Below are 13,283 nucleotides of genomic sequence, written 5' to 3'. Positions count from 1 at the left end.
TGAAAGTGCTGGTCGTGATGTGACGTTCCCTGAACCTGATTCCTTTGGCACATAATGCAACAACGAACAATGGGCTAAGAAACGGCCCCAGAAATGGGCTAAGAAATGGGAGTGCCTGATGTATGATTTCGCCGTAGCCTGGGACTGGCTGGGCTTCGCAGCGCGGTGGCTGCATGTGATTACCGCGATTGCGTGGATCGGCTCGTCCTTTTACTTCATTGCGCTCGACCTCGGTCTTCGCCAGCGTCCCGGCTTGCCGGTTGGTGCGCACGGAGAGGAATGGCAGGTCCATGGTGGTGGCTTCTATCACATCCAGAAATATCTGGTTGCGCCAGCCGAAATGCCGGAGCACCTGACCTGGTTCAAATGGGAATCCTACGCCACGTGGCTGTCGGGTTTCACGCTGCTCTGCATCGTCTACTATGCCGGCGCTGATCTCTACCTGATCGATCCGAACGTGCTTGATGTTTCCGTACCGGTCGCCATCGCGATTTCGATCGGTTCGCTGGCATTCGGTTGGATCGCCTATAACACCATCTGCAAGCTGATGCTCGGCAAGAGCGATACGCTCCTGATGGTCATCCTTTACTGTATTCTGGTGGTGGTGGCCTGGGGTTATACGCATCTTTTTACAGGACGTGCGGCCTTCCTGCATCTCGGTGCCTTCACGGCAACGATCATGTCTGCCAACGTGTTCATGATCATCATCCCGAACCAGAAGATCGTGGTCGCGGATCTGATTGCAGGCCGCAAGCCGGACCCGAAATACGGCAAGATCGCCAAGCAGCGTTCGACGCACAACAACTATTTGACGCTGCCTGTTCTGTTCCTGATGCTGTCGAACCACTATCCGCTGGCTTTCGGAACGCAGTTCAATTGGATCATCGCCTCGCTGGTGTTCCTGATGGGCGTCACAATCCGCCACTGGTTCAATACACAGCATGCCCGCAAGGGTAGCCCGACCTGGACCTGGCTGGTAACGGTGATCCTGTTCATCATCATCATCTGGCTGTCGACGGTGCCGAAGATTCTCACTGGTGAGCCGGAAGAACAGAAGGTCTCGGCATTGCAGCAGTCTTTCATCTCGGACCCGCACTTTGAAAAAGTGCGGGATACCGTTATGGGGCGCTGCGCCATGTGCCACGCCAAGGAACCTGGCTGGGAAGGCATCATTGCGCCGCCGAAGGGCGTCGTGCTGGACACCGACCGGGATATCGCAGCGCATGCGCGTGAAATCTATTTGCAGGCAGGCCGTTCGCATGCCATGCCGCCCGCCAATGTCACCGGCGTGAGTGAGGAAGAACGCCAGCTTCTTGCCTCCTGGTACCAGTCTGCCACGCAGGGCCCGAAATAAGGACCACCACTAAAATGACCAAGCTTCTGATCCGCGGCCGTGTGCTGACCTTTCGTGACGAGCCGCAGAGCCTCGATGACAATACTGCTTATCGCTATATCGAAGACGGCGCTGTTCTTGTCGAAGATGGCCGCATCCTGCGCCTGGGAGACTATGCTGAAGTCAGTGCCGAGGCTGGTAGCGACGTCAATGTCGCCGACCATCGCCCGCACCTGATTCTGCCCGGTTTCATCGATACGCATATCCATTATCCGCAGACGCAGGTAGTCGCTTCCTACGCAGCCAATCTGCTGGAGTGGCTCAACACCTATACGTTCGTCGCTGAACAGAAATTCGCCGACGAGCAGCATGCGGAATTCATTGCGGAGCGCTTCCTAGACGAGCTGATTCGCCACGGCACCACCACGGCGGTTGCTTATTGCTCTGTGCATCCACAGAGCGTCGATGCCTATTTCCGCGCCTCACAACATCGCAACATGCGCATGCTCGGTGGCAAGGTAATGATGGATCGCAATGCGCCGCCAGCACTCTGTGACACGGCACAGTCCGGTTATGACGATACGAAGGCGCTGATTGCGCGCTGGCAGGGCAAGGGCCGCCTTGATTATGTGATCACGCCGCGTTTTGCCATTACGTCCACGCCGGAGCAGCTTGAGGCAAGCCAGGCGCTTGTCCGTGAGCATCCCGGCAGCTACATCCAGACGCATCTTTCGGAAAATCACGACGAAATCTCTTTCACCAAGTCGCTTTACCCGCAAGCGCCGGATTATCTTGGCATTTACGAGCATTACGGCCTGTTAGGCGACAAAACTCTGCTCGGACACTCGATCCACCTGGAACCACGCGAAGTGCGCGTCATGGCGGAAACCGGCTCGGTGGCAGTCTTCTGCCCGACCTCCAACCTGTTCCTCGGTTCGGGCCTTTTCGACCGCGACCGCCTGAAAGCGTCAGGCGTGCGTATGGCGGTGGCGACCGATGTCGGTGGCGGCACAAGTTTCTCCATGCTGCGCACTATGGATGAGGGCTACAAGGTCCTCCAGCTGCGCGAACAGCGTCTGAACCCGTTCCAGTCCTTCTACATGATGACGCTGGGCAATGCCCGTGCGCTGTTGATGGAAGACAAGATCGGTACCCTCGATGAGGGCACGGAAGCAGATATCGTGGTGCTGGATTCATCGGCCACATCGCCAATGCGGCTTCGCATGGCGGCTGGCGCGACGCTGGAGCAGGAACTGTTCCTGTTGCAGACGCTGGGCGATGACCGTGCCATCGCCGAAACCTATGTGGCCGGGAAGCCGCTCAAGGCCGAACTGGCCTGATTACCCCAATCCTTGGAGGAGGATGCCCCGTGGCGGAGCGATTCGCCGCGGGTCTTTTGTTAAAATTCTTCCGGGCGTTTGCCGCCCATGGCACGGGTCAGGTCGTCGGCGGTGGAGCGGATCAGCGGCCCGAATTCCTCAAGCCTCTTTTTCGGCAAGCGCACCGCGGGGCCGGAAACGGAAATGCCGGCAATCGCCTCGCCATATTCATTGAAGATGGGAGCTGCGATGCAGCACATGCCGAGCGTGTGTTCCTCGTCGTCGACAGACCAGCCACGGGTGCGGGTTGCCTGAATGTCTTTCAATAGCGCGGGCAGGCTGTCGAGCGTGCGCTGCGTGAAATGTTCAAGCGTGCGACCCGAAAGCGCGTGCGCGATTTCCTTGTCCGACCAGGTGGACAGTATGGCCTTGCCGATGCCGGATGCGTGGATGGGGCCGCGGCGTCCGGGGCGGAAAAAGGCACGCATCGGTGCATGGCTTTCGATCTGCGAGATAAACACGACATCACCGCCGTCCTCGACGCCGATATTGGCGGTTTCGCCACTCGTTTCCATCAATGTCTTGAGATAAGGCCGCGCCAGAATGCCGAGCTTGCGGAACCGGCGAAAGGCATTGCCGATTTCGAAAGCCTTGACACCGATTGTCCAGTCTCCACTTTCCAGGTCGTGGGAAACCATACCATGATTGGCAAGCGAGGACAGAAGGCGGTGCACGGTGGAGGGCGCCATGCCGCTCTCATCTGCAAGGTCGGTCAATGTCGAACCGTCATTCTCGGCAATCAATGCCAACAGCTTCAAGCTTCGATCCAGAACCTGCACAGAGGAGGGCGTTGCGTTTTCCGCTGCCTTGCGGCCCCGCTTCGCCTTTGTCTGTTCCATCACCGTCTCCGAATCCCGCCTAAACTCAGGAATTACCACTATCGCATCCATTGCTACTCGGAAAGGCACCGGCGGATTATCTCCTTTCCGTTGAAAATCTTTATTTCCATATAATGGTATGCATTTCCATTTTTTGATATTAGTTTTCGTAAATGGAGATGAATTCCACCAAGCATTTCCAGCAAAAGTGCGTAAGCGTTTTGCGTCTGGAAATGCGTGAGAAAAAGAAACAAGGCGGCACTAGCCGTTCCTCAGGAACGGGCGCCGCTTGAGGAGGGAGCCGTCATGGCCAGAATGCGTGCAGTCGATGCAGCCGTGCTTGTGCTGGAAAGAGAAGGGATCAATTGTGCTTTCGGAGTACCGGGCGCAGCGATCAATCCATTTTATTCGGCGATGAAAGCGCGCGGCTCGATCCGCCACGTACTGGCGCGTCATGTCGAGGGTGCTTCGCATATGGCCGAGGGCTATACCCGCGCAAAGCATGGCAATATCGGCCTGTGCATCGGTACATCTGGTCCAGCCGGAACGGACATGATTACGGGCCTCTACTCGGCATCCGCCGATTCAATTCCAATCCTCTGCGTTACAGGCCAGGCCCCTCGTGCGCGCCTCGACAAAGAGGACTTTCAGGCAGTCGATATTGCCAAGATCGCAGCCCCCGTTACCAAATGGGCGGTCACGGTCATGGAACCGGCGTTGGTTCCTTACGTCTTCCAGAAGGCGTTTCACATCATGAAGTCGGGCCGTCCCGGCCCGGTGCTGATCGATCTGCCGATCGATGTCCAGCTTGCCGAAATCGAGTTTGACATCGATACTTACCAGCCGATGGAGGCTTACAAGCCAGCAGCAACACGCGCGCAGGCCGAAAAGGCACTCGCCATGCTGAACGAGGCGGAGCGACCGCTGATCGTTGCTGGCGGCGGCGTCATCAATGCAGACGCGTCCGATCTTCTGGTCGAGTTCGCCGAAATCACCGGCATACCGGTCATCCCGACCCTGATGGGCTGGGGCGTCATTCCTGATGATCATCGCCTGATGGCAGGTATGTGCGGTTTGCAGACCTCGCACCGTTATGGCAATGCCAGTCTGCTGGCCTCAGATGTCGTTATCGGCATCGGCAACCGCTGGGCAAACCGTCATACGGGTAATGTCGACACCTATAAAAAAGATCGCAAGTTCATCCATATCGACATTGAGCCGACGCAGATCGGTCGTGTCTTCGCACCGGACTTCGGTATCGTTTCTGATGCAGGCAAGGCGCTGAAGCTGCTGCTCGACGTTGCGACTGAATGGAAGTCTGCAGGCAAGCTGCGCGACTGGTCGGACTGGGCCAAGGAATGTGGCGAACGCAAGCGCACCATGTTGCGCAAGACGCATTTCGATCAAACGCCGCTCAAGCCGCAACGTGTTTATGAGGAAATGAACAAGGCGTTCGGTCGCGATACCTGCTATGTCACGACCATCGGCCTCAGCCAGATCGCGGGAGCGCAGTTTCTGCATGTCTATCGTCCGCGCAACTGGATAAATTGCGGTCAGGCCGGCCCGCTTGGCTGGACGCTACCAGCAGCGCTCGGCGTGCGTGCCGCCGATCCCGATCGTCCGATCGTTGCGCTTTCCGGGGACTATGATTTCCAGTTCATGATCGAGGAACTGGCGGTCGGTGCACAGCACAAGCTGCCCTACATTCATGTAGTCGTGAACAATTCCTATCTCGGCCTTATCCGTCAGGCGCAGCGTGGCTTCAACATGGATTTCGAGGTGAGCCTCGCCTTCGACAACATCAATGCCGATGGCGACGCGGAAAAGGGCTATGGCGTTGATCACGTAGCTGTCGCCGAGGGTCTCGGTTGCAAGGCGATCCGGGTTCGCAGCCCCAACCAGTTTGCCGAAAGTTTTGAACAGGCAAAAGCGCTTATGGCGGAGCATCAGGTGCCGGTGGTTCTGGAATTCATTCTGGAACGCGTTACCAATATCTCCATGGGTGTAGATATCGATCAGGTTGTCGAATTCGAGGAACTGGCCGAACGTGGCGAAGATGCACCGACCGCCATCGCGGCGTTGCTGGATTAAGAGCAATTCCCGGTTTTGTCCGCAATTGCGCAAATAGAGAATTATAAGGAGGCGAAAATGCCGAGATTTGCAGCCAATCTCACAATGCTTTTCAATGAAGTGCCTTTCATGGACCGCTTCGCACTGGCCGCAAAGGCCGGGTTCACCGGAGTGGAATATCTCTTCCCTTATGAGTTTAACCGCCATGAGCTGAAGGCAGCACTGACCAAACATAATCTGGCGCAGGTCCTGCACAATCTGCCAGCAGGCAACTGGGCTGGCGGCGAGCGCGGCATCGCGGTTCTGCCGGATCGCGTCGATGATTTCCGGCGAGGCGTGGCTGATGCCATCGACTATGCCACCACGCTCAATTGCTCGCAGGTCAACTGCCTTTCCGGTATTGCGCCGCAGGGTGTCGATCCAGACGTCTTGCGTGCCACTTTCGTCAGCAATCTGCGTCTGGCCGCAAAGGAACTGGGCAAGCATGGCATTCGCCTGCTGATCGAGCCGATCAATCACTATGACATTCCGGGCTTCTACCTCAACACAGTGGAGCAGGCAGTTTCGATCATTGACGAAGTGGGCAGCAACAACCTGTTCATCCAGTACGACCTCTACCATCAGCAGCGGACACGCGGAGAACTGGTTGCAACGTACGAACGCTACAAGCCGCTGATTGCCCATGTTCAGCTTGCCGACAATCCGGGCCGCAATGAGCCGGGCACCGGTGAGATCAATTATCCGAACGTGTTCGAAGCACTGAAAAACGCCGGGTACAAGGGCTGGATCGGCTGCGAATACAAGCCGAAGACCACCACTGAAGAAGGCCTCGGCTGGTTCAGGAACCATGAAGCCGAACGGCTTACTGCGTAAAGAATGGCTGACCGCATAAATTTGATTAGGGAGTAAGCGAAATGGCCAAGATAGGCTTCATCGGACTGGGAATCATGGGCACGCCGATGGCGCGTCATTTGCAGGATGCGGGACACCAGCTCTTCACCTCCCGGTTCAATCCCCCACCGCGTCAGGAGCTGATCGACAACGGTCTGCAAATTCTGGAGACGCCGAAGGCTGTTACCGAAGAGTGCGACACCGTTATCCTCATGCTTCCGGATACACCGCAGGTGGCCGAGGTTATCTTCGGTGAGGGCGGCGCGATCGGTGGTCTCGGCAAAGGCAAGTTGCTCATCGACATGAGCTCGATTTCCCCCATCGAGACGAAAGAATTTGCGAGGAAGGTTCGCGCAACGGGCGGCGAATATGTCGATGCGCCGGTTTCAGGCGGTGAAGTCGGCGCGAAGAATGCCAGCCTCTCCATCATGGCAGGCGGCTCTCAGGAATCGTTCGACCGCGCTCTGCCGCTCCTGAAGCTCATGGGCAAGAACATCACGCTTGTTGGCGATTGCGGTGATGGCCAGACGACCAAGGTTGCAAACCAGATCATCGTCGCGCTCAACATTGAGGCCGTCGCCGAAGCGCTGGTTTTCGCTTCCAAGGCAGGCGCAGACCCGGCAAAGGTGCGCGAAGCCCTGATGGGTGGCTTTGCATCGTCCCGCATTCTCGAAGTACATGGCGAACGTATGATCAAGCGCACTTTCGATCCGGGTTTCCGCATTTCGCTGCACCAGAAGGACTTGAACCTTGCGTTGCAAGGCGCAAAGGCCCTCGGGGTTTCGCTGCCGAACACGGCCACGGCACAGGAACTGTTCAATTCCTGCGCTGCGCATGGCGATGATGGCCTCGACCATTCGGGTCTGGTGCGTGCTCTGGAGCGGATGGCGAACCACGACGTCGCCTAGATTTGGGCCTGACTTCTCTGGAGGGAGAGGGTGGAGCTGGCTGCTTGGAGGAGGTGGCCGGCTCCATTGATTTTATATCCCGGGCGGGGAATAGTGCCGCCGTAAACGAGCCAGCATCGGGAATCTCATGACAGCCATCACCGATCCCAAGAAGTTTCTAACCAGCCTTTTCGATGCCGCAGTTGCAGCTGCCGATCCTGAACTGGTGATCCGCGCCAATCTTCCGGCCAAGCCGAAGGGACGCACGATTGTCATCGGGGCGGGCAAGGGCTCGGCGCAGATGGCGGCGGCTTTCGAGCGTGCCTGGGAAGCTCCGCTGGAGGGCGTGGTGGTCACACGCTATGGCTATGGCGCGCCTTGCGAGCGTATAGAGGTCATCGAGGCTGCACACCCGGTTCCTGATGATGCGGGGCTTGCTGCCTCAAAGCGACTGTTCGATGCCGTATCTGATTTGACGGAAGATGACCTCGTGGTGGCGCTCGTTTCCGGTGGTGGGTCTGCCTTGTTGCCGTCGCCGCCGGACGGGCTGACATTTGAGGACGAAATCACCGTCAACAAGATCCTGCTTGCTTCCGGCGCGCCCATTTCGGCGATGAATGCGGTCCGCAAACATCTGTCGACGATCAAGGGCGGCAGGCTCGCCGCGGCCGCCCATCCCGCGAAGGTCTTTTCGCTCGTTGTCTCGGATATTCCGGGCGACAATCCGGCTTTCGTGGCTTCCGGCCCGACCGTGCCGGACGAGACAAACCGCGATGAGGCTTTGAAAATCATCGAACGCTATCGGCTCGATCTGCCCGATGCTGTGCTTGCCCACATCAAGAGCGAGAAGGCTGATGCGCCAAAGCCGAACGACAAGGTTTTTGCAGGCAATGAAGTGCGGGTCATCGCCTCGGCTGCCGTTTCGCTGGAAGCGGCAGTGAAAGAAGCCGCGCGTCATGGCGTCGAAGCAGTGATCCTCTCTGATGCGATGGAAGGCGAGGCGCGGGAAGTGGCACATGTTCATGCGGCGGTTGCCCGTGAAGTGGCCGACCGTGACCGCCCGTTCAAGAAGCCGGTGGTCATTCTGTCAGGCGGCGAAACGACAGTCACCATTCGCGGCAAGGGCGGAAAGGGTGGGCGCAACAGCGAGTTCCTGCTGTCTTTTGCCCTCGATATTGATGGTTATGACAATATCCATGCACTGGCCGCTGACACCGATGGCATCGACGGATCGGAAGACAATGCAGGAGCCTTTGCCGATGGTTCTACTGTTTTGCGTCTGCAAAAAGCGGGCGAGGATGGCGCGGCGCGGCTCAACGCCAATGATGCCTGGACAGCATTCGACGCCATCGGCGATCTGTTCGTACCGGGGCCAACCGGCACGAATGTCAATGACCTACGCGCGATCCTTATTGTGGCGTGAAGGCCAGAACCACAATCTCAATCAACCCTTGAATCCTCATCCAGAAGGATGCGATTGGCTGCTCCATCCAGATCGTCATACTGGCCGTTTTTCAACGACCAGAGAAAGGCGACAAGGCCAAGCAGGCCCAGAAACAGCGCGATGGGAATGAGAAAGAGAAGTCCGCTCATTTGTGCGCTTCCTTGATGACGGCAACAGGCGCGATAGTCTTTGGCGTCTGTCGCTTTTGTTTTCCGGCTCGCAACCGCAATGCGTTGCTGACGACCACGATGGACGACAGCGACATTGAAAGTGCTGCCACCAGCGGGGTGACATAGCCGAAAATCGCAATTGGCACGGCTATGATGTTATAGCCGATAGAAAGCCCAAAGTTCTGGCTGATCAACCGGCCCGCTTCCTTCGAGACGGCAAAGGCAAGCGGCACGGCAGACAGACTTTGACGCAGGAAGACGAAATCCGCCGCATTGCGGCCAATGTCGGCAGCGGTTGCAGGGGCCATGGAAACATGGGCGGCGACGAGTGCCGGAGCGTCGTTCAACCCATCGCCGACCATCAAGACCTTGCGCCCCTCGGTCGATAGTTTCTGCACCAGTTCCGACTTGTCGGCAGGTAGTACCTCTGCTTGATAATTGTCGACGCCGAGATAACCTGCAAGCCTCTCGACGGCAGGCAGCCTATCGCCGGAAATGATGCCAAGCTTCAGCCCGTTGCACTTCAGTGTGGCGATGGCTCCGGCAGCGTCTTCGCGCGGCTGGTCTTCAAAACGGAAGGTCTGAACCAGCTTTCCATCGATGGAAAGGCAGGTTTCAGGACCATCGGCATGAGGCATGGCAGCGGCATCATCCGCCCAGTCTTGCTTGCCAAGCCGATAGATGGAGCCATTCAGTTCCGCTTCGATGCCTGCGCCCGGCACTTCCTCGATACGGGTAAAAGCGGTCATTGGTTTTGCGCCCGAAAACAGCGCAAGTGCACGCGACAACGGATGACGCGAATAAAGCGACAGCTCGGCAGCAATTTCCAGATTGCGGGGATCAATAGCATCTGCATCGATCAGTCTGGGCTGACCGAGGGTCAATGTGCCTGTCTTGTCGAAAATGGCAGTGTCAATCTCGGCCATCCGCTCCATGGCGGAGCCGTCCTTGATCATGATGCCGTTCTCGAACAGGCGGCGGGCTGCAACCACTTGAACGATTGGAACTGCAAGGGCAAGCGCGCAAGGGCAGGTAATGATGAGTGTGCAGATCGCGATGTAGATCGAGCGATACCACTCACCGCCAGTGTAGAACATCCAGCCAACGAAGGCGAGGAAGGCGATGGTGTGGACCATCGGCACGTAGAGTTCGGAAGCACGGTCGGCAAGACGGCGATAATAAGCACGCCCGCCTTCGGCGACATCCATCAGCCGCACCATTTCAGCAAGGAAGGAATCCTTGGCTTCCGCTGTCGCGCGAAGGATAAGCGGCGTGGAAAGATTAAGCGTGCCCGCGCGGATCTCCGAGCCGGGGCCAACGGGAACCGCATCGCTTTCGCCCGATGCAATGGCGCAATCAAGTTCCGAGCGGCCTTCTTCCACCTTTGCATCGACAGGTACACGCTCACCTGCTGCAAGGATGATGCGCATTCCGGGGCGGATTTCATTGACCGGCAGGTAGTTGCGTTCGTCATTCTCGCCAATCACCACGGCACCGCGGCTGCCGAGCTGCGCCAGACCGCGCACGGCAGAACGGGCACGTGCGCGCATCATGTAATCGAGCGTGCGACCGATCAACAGGAAGAACAGCAGTGTCACCGATGCATCGAAATAGGCGTGCTGGCCATGGTTTATCGTCTCATAAACGCTCATACCAAAGGCAAGCGTGATTGCGAGTGCAATCGGTACGTCCATGTTCACGCGCCGTGCGCGCAGTGCATTCCAAGCAGAAACATAGAAAATGCGACCTGAATAAATCAGCGTCGGAAGGGCGATGAGGCCGGAAATCCAGTGAAACATGTCGCGCGTCGCGGCATCCGCACCCGACCACACGGCAACGGACAGGAGCATCACATTGCTGGAAGCAAAGGCCGCGACGCCAAGCGCGATCAAAAGCCGCGTGAAGGTGGGGTCCTTGTCCTGCGCCATGTCAAAGATATGGGCTTCATAGCCAAGCCTGCGCAGTGGATCGACTACATCCGGCGGCGTCTCACCATCTTTCCAGCGCACGGATACGCGGCGCGCCGTCAGGTTGACGCGGACATAGGCAACGCCTGCGATCTTGCCGAGTGTCTCCTCGATATTCTTGATGCACAGGCCACAATGAACGCCCGGAACCGACAGGTCGAGCTGGCGAAAGCCGTCTCCAAGCGCGCGGCTTGCGACCTGCATTTCATCTGCCGAAACGGACTGAACGACGGTCGCAATCTGTGCATTCTCAACGCAGCAGCTCATAGTATCCTCCCGTCCTTCACAAGAACGCGGATGATGTGGCGATAAGGGTCTTCAAGACCGGCATCGGCATTGACTTCCATTATCCAGGCACCCTCACCAAGTTCCAGTGGGGCGGTCAGCGTGCCGGGCTCGCGGACGGTCAGCGTGACCTTGGTGTCGTTCACGTCGCCGACCGGGCGCTTGAACTCAACTGTGCCGCCGGTCATGGCGACGACCTTGCCTTCACGGTCGGCCAACTGCCAGGTGAAGACGCCGTGTTCAAAAGCAGGCTTCGACTGCCATTGCAGCGCTGCCTGCTCCTTGCCGGTCTGTGCCTTGTCGTTGAATTCCTGGCTGGCGACATAGGTGTTCTTCACCACCAGCCCGCTCCAGCTATGGATGGCATTGTAGGCCATGGTCAGATTGACGGCGATAATGACACCGAAGAATGCGAGCATTATGCCCAGCATATGCCAGCCTGTAAACGTGCCTGGAGTTTTCGACTTGATCGACATTATCTGCCCTCCGGTGCCATGAAAGTTGCCTTGTAGCGTGCATGTTCCGCACCGTTCGCGTCACGCACTTCGATTTCATAGTCCTTGCGATGGTCGGTAATCGCATCATGCGGCATGGTGACGAAGACACGCAACGTCTTCAAACGGTCCGGCTCCACCGGAACATCGTAATTGCCGTTTGCATCCGCTGTTTCGTCTTGCACTGTCAGTGTCGCCTTCGGCAGGCCCTCGATGGAAAGGCGGAAGGTGCGCGGCGTCGGGATCATGTTGAGCAACTTGACCGTATAGCCATTGCGGATCGAGCCATCGGATAGAAGCACATACTGCGGCGTGCGATCATGCAACACGTTGATGCCGATGCGCTGACGCGTCGAAAGCGAGATGACAAGTGTCAGGCCAATCAGCGCCCATACGGCGAAGTAGAACATGCTGCGCGGGCGTAACACCTTCTTCCATGACAGGTTCTGCACTTTGTCCGAGAAAGTGTTCGGCGCCTTGTAGACGCGTGCCTGATCGATAGGAGCCGTGCCATTATTGGTCGCGAGCGCCATGTTGAATTCGTAATCGGCCAGCGTCGCATAGGAGATGAGACCGCGCGGCTTGTCGATCTTGTCCATCACCGAATTGCAGGCATCGATGCACAGTGCACAGGTGATGCATTCGAGCTGCTGGCCGTCGCGAATGTCGATACCCATCGGGCAGGCTGCGACACAGGCGTTGCAATCCACGCAATCGCCTACGGTTTCGCCTGTGGCAATCGCCTTCTTGGAATGGCGTGAACGCGGCTCGCCGCGCCAGTCATTATAGGTGACGGTGAGCGAATTTTCGTCCAGCATCGCGGCCTGAATACGCGGCCATGGGCACATATAGGTGCAGACTTGCTCGCGCATCAGTCCGCCAAAAATATATGTGGTGGCGGTTAGGATGGCGACAGTGAAATAGGCGACAGGTGCGGCCTGACCTGTCACGAAATCCAAGAGCAACTTTGGCGCGTCGGCGAAATAGAAGATCCAGGCGCCGCCGGTCAGGACGCCGATTATGATCCAGATGGAGTGTTTGGCGACCCGCTTCCAGATCTTGTCGAAGGTCCAAGGTGCCTTGTCCAGTTTCATGCGTGCATTGCGGTCGCCTTCGATGGCGCGTTCGACGACCAGATAGAGATCGACCCATACGGTCTGGGGGCAGGTATAGCCACACCAGGCGCGGCCTGCGACGGACGTTACAAGAAACAGGCCGAGGCCCGCCATGATGAGCAAGCCTGCAACGTAATAGAATTCCTGCGGCCAGATTTCGACGAAGAAGAAATAGAAGCGGCGGTTGGCAAGATCGATCAGCACCGCCTGATCTGGCGCATAGGGACCGCGATCCCAGCGCAGCCAGGGCGTCAGATAGTAGATGCCCAGCGTAATGAGCATTACAATCCACTTGAAGCGCCGGAACTCGCCCTGCACGCGCTTCGGAAAAATCTTCACCCGCGCCGCATAAAGCGATTGGCGGGTCTTGGGGGAATTGACTGCCTGAACGTCAATGCGTTCGACATCGTCTGACATTTGCCTTGCTCCT

General features: G+C 57.6%; 11 protein-coding genes. 6 read left to right on the top strand and 5 right to left on the bottom strand.

The features are described 5' to 3' along the window. Nucleotides 1-118 precede the first annotated feature (118 nt). A complete protein-coding gene (locus tag AAE521_RS05490) occupies nucleotides 119-1,354 on the top strand; it encodes a urate hydroxylase PuuD (protein WP_342060693.1) in 1,236 nt (411 codons plus the stop codon). Nucleotides 1,355-1,368: 14 nt separating this feature from the next. Beyond that, nucleotides 1,369-2,673 (top strand): guanine deaminase, encoded by a 1,305-nt coding sequence (gene guaD, locus AAE521_RS05485; protein WP_342060692.1) that lies wholly within the window; start codon nucleotides 1,369-1,371, stop codon nucleotides 2,671-2,673. A gap of 59 nt (nucleotides 2,674-2,732) precedes the next feature. Here guaD and AAE521_RS05480 read toward each other — a convergent pair whose 3' ends face one another. Further along, the gene (locus tag AAE521_RS05480) at nucleotides 2,733-3,551 is read right to left on the bottom strand and encodes an IclR family transcriptional regulator (protein ID WP_071633600.1); all 819 of its coding nucleotides are present in this window, start codon (nucleotides 3,549-3,551) and stop codon (nucleotides 2,733-2,735) included. Nucleotides 3,552-3,836: 285 nt separating this feature from the next. On the opposite strand from AAE521_RS05480, the gene gcl reads away from it, so the two are divergent. From gcl to AAE521_RS05460, 4 genes are all read left to right on the top strand, one after another. Next, nucleotides 3,837-5,621: a glyoxylate carboligase gene (gene gcl / locus AAE521_RS05475; protein WP_071633601.1), complete on the top strand. Its 1,785-nt coding sequence runs from the start codon at nucleotides 3,837-3,839 to the stop codon at nucleotides 5,619-5,621. Nucleotides 5,622-5,678: 57 nt separating this feature from the next. Then, on the top strand, nucleotides 5,679-6,473 hold the full coding sequence (gene hyi / locus AAE521_RS05470) for a hydroxypyruvate isomerase (protein ID WP_342060691.1): 795 nt from the start codon (nucleotides 5,679-5,681) through the stop codon (nucleotides 6,471-6,473). A 41-nt stretch (nucleotides 6,474-6,514) separates the two neighbouring features. Beyond that, a complete protein-coding gene (glxR, locus tag AAE521_RS05465; protein WP_071633603.1) occupies nucleotides 6,515-7,399 on the top strand; it encodes a 2-hydroxy-3-oxopropionate reductase in 885 nt (294 codons plus the stop codon). A 127-nt stretch (nucleotides 7,400-7,526) separates the two neighbouring features. After that, nucleotides 7,527-8,801 carry a glycerate kinase type-2 family protein gene (locus tag AAE521_RS05460; protein WP_071633604.1) on the top strand — a complete coding sequence of 425 codons (1,275 nt, stop codon included), beginning with the start codon at nucleotides 7,527-7,529 and terminating at the stop codon, nucleotides 8,799-8,801. 17 nt (nucleotides 8,802-8,818) lie between these two features. Here AAE521_RS05460 and ccoS read toward each other — a convergent pair whose 3' ends face one another. Genes ccoS through ccoG form a run of 4 tightly spaced genes read right to left on the bottom strand, consistent with a single transcriptional unit; the run spans nucleotide 8,819 to nucleotide 13,270 of the window. Continuing rightward, nucleotides 8,819-8,971 (bottom strand): cbb3-type cytochrome oxidase assembly protein CcoS, encoded by a 153-nt coding sequence (gene ccoS, locus AAE521_RS05455; protein ID WP_071633605.1) that lies wholly within the window; start codon nucleotides 8,969-8,971, stop codon nucleotides 8,819-8,821. Next, complete coding sequence (locus AAE521_RS05450; RefSeq protein WP_342060690.1) at nucleotides 8,968-11,226, bottom strand: cation-translocating P-type ATPase; 2,259 nt, start codon at nucleotides 11,224-11,226, stop codon at nucleotides 8,968-8,970. Before AAE521_RS05450 ends, ccoS begins: the two co-directional genes overlap by 4 nt. After that, nucleotides 11,223-11,720, bottom strand: a complete 498-nt coding sequence (locus tag AAE521_RS05445) for a FixH family protein (RefSeq protein ID WP_342060689.1) — start codon at nucleotides 11,718-11,720, stop codon at nucleotides 11,223-11,225. Before AAE521_RS05445 ends, AAE521_RS05450 begins: the two co-directional genes overlap by 4 nt. Further along, a complete protein-coding gene (gene ccoG / locus AAE521_RS05440) occupies nucleotides 11,720-13,270 on the bottom strand; it encodes a cytochrome c oxidase accessory protein CcoG (RefSeq protein ID WP_342060688.1) in 1,551 nt (516 codons plus the stop codon). Before ccoG ends, AAE521_RS05445 begins: the two co-directional genes overlap by 1 nt. Nucleotides 13,271-13,283: the final 13 nt, after the last annotated feature.

Origin of the sequence: Brucella cytisi, assembly GCF_038433355.1 — a bacterium.
Classification (GTDB): domain Bacteria; phylum Pseudomonadota; class Alphaproteobacteria; order Rhizobiales; family Rhizobiaceae; genus Brucella; species Brucella cytisi.
This window is presented reverse-complemented; position numbering and strand designations above follow the sequence as displayed.

What these genes read in the sequence shown, in the direction of transcription:
- guaD (WP_342060692.1), top strand. Translation starts at nt 1,369, where the DNA reads ATGACCAAGCTTCTGATCCGCGGCCGTGTGCTGACCTTTCGTGACGAG.
- AAE521_RS05460 (WP_071633604.1), top strand. Translation starts at nt 7,527, where the DNA reads ATGACAGCCATCACCGATCCCAAGAAGTTTCTAACCAGCCTTTTCGAT.
- AAE521_RS05445 (WP_342060689.1), bottom strand. Translation starts at nt 11,720, where the DNA reads ATGTCGATCAAGTCGAAAACTCCAGGCACGTTTACAGGCTGGCATATG.
- glxR (WP_071633603.1), top strand. Translation starts at nt 6,515, where the DNA reads ATGGCCAAGATAGGCTTCATCGGACTGGGAATCATGGGCACGCCGATG.
- ccoG (WP_342060688.1), bottom strand. Translation starts at nt 13,270, where the DNA reads ATGTCAGACGATGTCGAACGCATTGACGTTCAGGCAGTCAATTCCCCC.
- gcl (WP_071633601.1), top strand. Translation starts at nt 3,837, where the DNA reads ATGGCCAGAATGCGTGCAGTCGATGCAGCCGTGCTTGTGCTGGAAAGA.
- hyi (WP_342060691.1), top strand. Translation starts at nt 5,679, where the DNA reads ATGCCGAGATTTGCAGCCAATCTCACAATGCTTTTCAATGAAGTGCCT.
- AAE521_RS05450 (WP_342060690.1), bottom strand. Translation starts at nt 11,226, where the DNA reads ATGAGCTGCTGCGTTGAGAATGCACAGATTGCGACCGTCGTTCAGTCC.
- AAE521_RS05490 (WP_342060693.1), top strand. Translation starts at nt 119, where the DNA reads ATGTATGATTTCGCCGTAGCCTGGGACTGGCTGGGCTTCGCAGCGCGG.
- ccoS (WP_071633605.1), bottom strand. Translation starts at nt 8,971, where the DNA reads ATGAGCGGACTTCTCTTTCTCATTCCCATCGCGCTGTTTCTGGGCCTG.
- AAE521_RS05480 (WP_071633600.1), bottom strand. Translation starts at nt 3,551, where the DNA reads ATGGAACAGACAAAGGCGAAGCGGGGCCGCAAGGCAGCGGAAAACGCA.